This window comes from Actinomycetes bacterium (assembly GCA_036510875.1).
In the GTDB taxonomy this organism is placed as follows: domain Bacteria; phylum Actinomycetota; class Actinomycetes; order Prado026; family Prado026; genus DATCDE01.
Genome location: DATCDE010000115.1, coordinates 1 through 3,164, shown reverse-complemented (window position 1 = coordinate 3,164; position 3,164 = coordinate 1). Strand labels below are relative to the sequence as shown.

4 protein-coding genes are annotated in these 3,164 nt (G+C 65.7%); 1 reads left to right on the top strand and 3 read right to left on the bottom strand.

All coding sequences use genetic code 11. The features are described 5' to 3' along the window. Positions 1–288 precede the first annotated feature (288 nt). Entirely contained in the window at positions 289–1,032 is a 744-nt protein-coding gene (locus VIM19_06915) for a DinB family protein (protein ID HEY5184627.1), read from the top strand. A gap of 70 nt (positions 1,033–1,102) precedes the next feature. Here the strand turns inward: VIM19_06915 and VIM19_06910 are convergent, their stop codons facing one another. The 3 genes from VIM19_06910 to VIM19_06900 form a co-directional block, all read right to left on the bottom strand. Beyond that, positions 1,103–1,348: a YdeI/OmpD-associated family protein gene (locus tag VIM19_06910; GenBank protein ID HEY5184626.1), complete on the bottom strand. Its 246-nt coding sequence runs from the start codon at positions 1,346–1,348 to the stop codon at positions 1,103–1,105. 3 nt (positions 1,349–1,351) lie between these two features. Next, positions 1,352–1,660 carry a DUF1905 domain-containing protein gene (locus tag VIM19_06905; protein ID HEY5184625.1) on the bottom strand — a complete coding sequence of 103 codons (309 nt, stop codon included), beginning with the start codon at positions 1,658–1,660 and terminating at the stop codon, positions 1,352–1,354. 527 nt (positions 1,661–2,187) lie between these two features. Beyond that, the gene (locus tag VIM19_06900) at positions 2,188–2,685 is read right to left on the bottom strand and encodes a flavodoxin domain-containing protein (GenBank protein HEY5184624.1); all 498 of its coding nucleotides are present in this window, start codon (positions 2,683–2,685) and stop codon (positions 2,188–2,190) included. Positions 2,686–3,164 lie beyond the last annotated feature (479 nt).

Below are 3,164 nucleotides of genomic sequence, written 5' to 3'. Positions count from 1 at the left end.
CAACACCGTTCGTCCTCGCGCTTCGCGCTGCGGGCGCTGCGTGTTGACCCCGCCCCGCGCCCGACGCTGCCCAAGAACCGCCGACACCGCCCGAACAACGCTCAGAAAGAAGGCTTGACTACCCCGCCCCGTTCAGGAATGGCACTACCGATCGGATTCGCAAACGGTGGTCGTTCGGGGAGCCGAAGTGCACTTACTCCGGTGTGCCGGGACGCGATGAGCGGCAAGGATTGCCTCGCGGCGGTGTGATTGCGGTTGCCATACGAAGCGAGTTGCTGGAGGTCACACGTGGGGTATGACAAGGGCCCGTCGTTGTCGGGCGCCCGGATCGAAGACGCCGATTTCTCTGGCGCCCGCTTACACGCGCCGAACTTCGAGCGCGCCAAGATTACGGACGCCTGGTTCTACGGCGCCGACATCTCGGGAGACCTTGAGGGGCTCCGGTTGAACGGCGTCGAGGTGGCTCCCTTGGTGACGGCGGAGTTGGAGCGGCTGTTCCCGGAGCGGGCGAAGTTGCGGGCCAGCGACCCGGACGGCTTGGCGGAGGCGTGGGCCATGATCGAAGACACTTGGCAGGCGACGCTCGCTCGCGCCCGAGCATTGCCTCAGCTGTCCCTCGTCGAGCGGGTCGACGACGAGTGGAGCTTCGTCGAGACGCTGCGCCACCTGGTCCTTGCCACCGACTGTTGGTTGCGGCGCATGATCAAGGGTATCGACCGCCCGTACCATCCGTGGGGGCTGGCCGGCTCGTGGCTGAGCGATCCCGCCAGCTGGGGCATCGATCCCGCCGCGAACCCATCTGTCGACGAGGCCCTCGGAGTGCGTCGTGAGCGGATGGATGAGGTGAAGCAGACCATCGCCGCCGTGACGCCCGAGGAGCTCGAACGAGTCTGCATCCCCCCGGCAACGCCAGGTCACCCGAACGACCCACACACGGTTCTCGCGTGCCTTTACGTGATCCTTAACGAGGAGTGGGAGCACAACCGATATGCCATCCGTGACCTCGAGTCGCTCGAGACCAGCTCACCTTGACACTCGCGTGGCGAGGATCGGCTCGTACGGGAAGGTCAGCGGCCGCACGTCCGGCCAACTGACCTGTGGATTACGTGGCGCCGCGAAGCTTGCCGTTCTTGGACACTGCTGGGTCCGTGCATGCGGAGAGGTCGAAGCAGCACGGCCGCCGCTTGCCGCTTTCCATCTTGGAGATGGTCACTTCGACTCGCCGCTCGCGCGTTACGGGATTTGCGGTCGCGTTGACCCAGCGCACCCACTCCCAACGCGCCATCGGCGTGATGTCTCGCCACATGTCTCGGATCTTCTGAGGCGCGGCCGCCAGAGCTGCTGCCATGTCTCATGGCACGTCCGGCTCCGGCCAGTCTCGTGTTGCCTCGATGGCGAGGTTGACGACGTCGCCGGCGCGTATGTCAGCGGCGTGTTGTAGCTCTTGTGTCACTTTCATCCAGTGGCCCTTTAAGCCGTCTGGCTCCAGGACCGTCTGAAACTCATGGCTGTTGACCGCTCCCTGGACTGCCACCTGCCCGCGCGATGGCAAGCGCCCGCTCGCCTCCTTCGGCAACCGCGCAATGGTCAATGAGTCGATACTGTCCAGCCTGGCCGCGCACCGAATCGCCGTCCCGGTCCTCTGACTCACCCGAGGCATGCTTGCATGACCTCCACGACGGCGAGTACCCGTTGTCCATCCTCCATAGGCCCAATCCTGGATGGTTCCTCGGGGTAGCAGCTGCCGCCAACCGATCGGAACCGTCACTCCGGATCTGGCATTACCGCTCGGTTTCAGGTCGATCGAGATCAACGAGCGCAGCCGGCGCCCATGCCGGGTCGGTGTCTATGCCGGGCCTTGGTCGGATGTCGTTGTCCGGCGGTCACTTGACCGGCCGGGGGTCGGCATAGTCACAGGCTCTCGAGGAAGGCGAGCAGGGAGTCGGTGAACTGGTAGCGCTCCCGCACGGCGGAGAGTGAAGCGGTCAGGGCGAGGGCAGCTCCCTTGATCGTGAGGTCGGCATGCAGGTATGAACCGCCCGGAGACGAGCGTGATCAACAAGCGCAACTATCCCGAGTCACCTTCCACCGGCGGACCGCTGACCAGCACGAACCCACCCGACGCCAGTTCAACCCGGCATAGTCACCGACCCGGCATAGGCCTACTCCGGGCCCTGAATAGGGATGCTACTGACCGCCGGCGTTCCACTCGGCCAGCTGAGCGTGCTGGGAGACCTCGGCGGCCCAGGCCCGGATGGCTGTCCAATCGCGCAGGTCTCGAGCCGGCGCCGTGGACCTCCCCAGTTCGTCGGCCCCACCGAACAGGGCGGTCGCGGCCGGGTTCAGCCACTGGTGTTTGGCCAGAGCCTGCTCGAGTTGGGATCGCGAACGGCTCCAGGCCTTGTCGGTTCGCTCGCGGGGCCCCAACGCGAACACCGCGATGGGGACCTGCTGAAGGTCCTTGCGGTGCCGCTTGAGAAACCGGTGCGCCGCGGGGAGCCATCGTCCCGAGTAGAGGGGTGCCCCCAAGATGATCAGATCCCGCCCGGCGATCGATGCCCGCACCGACCACGCCGCCCTGACATCGACGGTGGCCGCGTCGGCCCTCAGGACATCCGCGATGGCATCAGCCACCTCACGCGTCGACCCATGCCTGGTGGCAAATGCAACCAAGACACTGACCATGCACCCCAATGTCCTCGTCGAAGATGAACGGAAGATGTCACGCGTTGAGGCTCGCTCGATCCACCGACCCGCGATTGGGCACCCCGCTGCCTCGCGCTCCTCCACCCGGGATGCCGCCAGGCGTGGGCCGCCCACTCGCTGCCGGGCTCGGCGCGGCACTCTGTGCGGGGATCCGGACCAAGTCCCTGCCCGTGGCACCTTGGAGTTCCGGACCTGCAGCAAGCCCAGCAACACCACGCCGACCGCGATGGGCTGGCGCGAAGGGAACGCAGTGGACACCACGCAACCTCGCCATCACTAGCCTCGATCTTCCGTGATCTTGTGCTGCGACACGGGGTGTAGAAACACGGAAGTGCCTGTCTCGTGAGGGATTCTGTCGCTTGTCGAGGGCTTCAGAAGACCGGACGAGGAAGGCACTCCGTGGGTGAAGGGTAACCGGCAGGCGAAGAGAGTGCGGGTGGTCGCGGGTAGCGAGTCGT

Bases quoted from the DNA above. Each gene is read 5' to 3' on its own strand.
- VIM19_06905 (HEY5184625.1), bottom strand. From the start codon at position 1,660: ATGCCTCGGGTGAGTCAGAGGACCGGGACGGCGATTCGGTGCGCGGCC.
- VIM19_06900 (HEY5184624.1), bottom strand. From the start codon at position 2,685: ATGGTCAGTGTCTTGGTTGCATTTGCCACCAGGCATGGGTCGACGCGT.
- VIM19_06910 (HEY5184626.1), bottom strand. From the start codon at position 1,348: ATGGCAGCAGCTCTGGCGGCCGCGCCTCAGAAGATCCGAGACATGTGG.